This window comes from Microbispora sp. CSR-4 (assembly GCF_008033685.1).
Classification (GTDB): domain Bacteria; phylum Actinomycetota; class Actinomycetes; order Streptosporangiales; family Streptosporangiaceae; genus Microbispora.
This window is the reverse complement of record NZ_VJVX01000249.1, coordinates 1-559: the sequence shown is the minus strand read 5'-3', so window position 1 is coordinate 559 and position 559 is coordinate 1. Positions and strand designations below refer to the sequence as shown.

The following is a 559-nucleotide window of genomic DNA, read 5'->3' as shown; positions in this document are numbered from 1 at the left end:
TGGGACGCTGCTGAGCGGCGGCCGGGGCACGATCATCGGGTCGATCCTGGGTCTGCTGATCTTCACGGTGATCACCAACCTGTTCATCCTCAACGGTCTCAACACCGCCGACCAGCTCGTCGCCAAGGGCGCGATCATCGTCATCGCCGTGCTCCTGCAGCGACGCAGCCTCAGAACACACACCTGACACCCTGGGCCGGATCGGATCCCGACCGGCTTCGACAAGGAGAGAACATATGGACAAGAACGTCGGCCGGCGCGGCTTCCTGTGGAGTGGAGCCGTCCTCGGCGCCGGTGCACTCGTCACGGCCTGCACGAGCAACGAGCCCGCCGCGCAGGCGAGCGCACCGGCCGCGGCCCCCGCGGCCGCGGCCACGGGCGGCAACGACGCCCCTGGTGAGAAGGTCGTCATCGGTTTCTCGGCTCCGGCCGCCGACCACGGCTGGATCGCCGCCATCAGCAAGAACGCGACGGACGCGGCCGCGCAGTTCTCCGATGTGGAGTTCAAGGCGGTCGAGCCGACCAACGACATCAACCAGCAGATCTCGGCGGTGGAGTC

Annotated in this window: 2 pseudogenes; both read left to right on the top strand. The window is 67.8% G+C overall.

The features are described 5' to 3' along the window. Positions 1-187, top strand: a pseudogene (locus FLV34_RS39685) (ABC transporter permease); the annotation flags it as partial. A 49-nt stretch (positions 188-236) separates the two neighbouring features. Then, positions 237-559 (top strand): annotated as a pseudogene (locus FLV34_RS39680) (sugar ABC transporter substrate-binding protein); the annotation flags it as partial.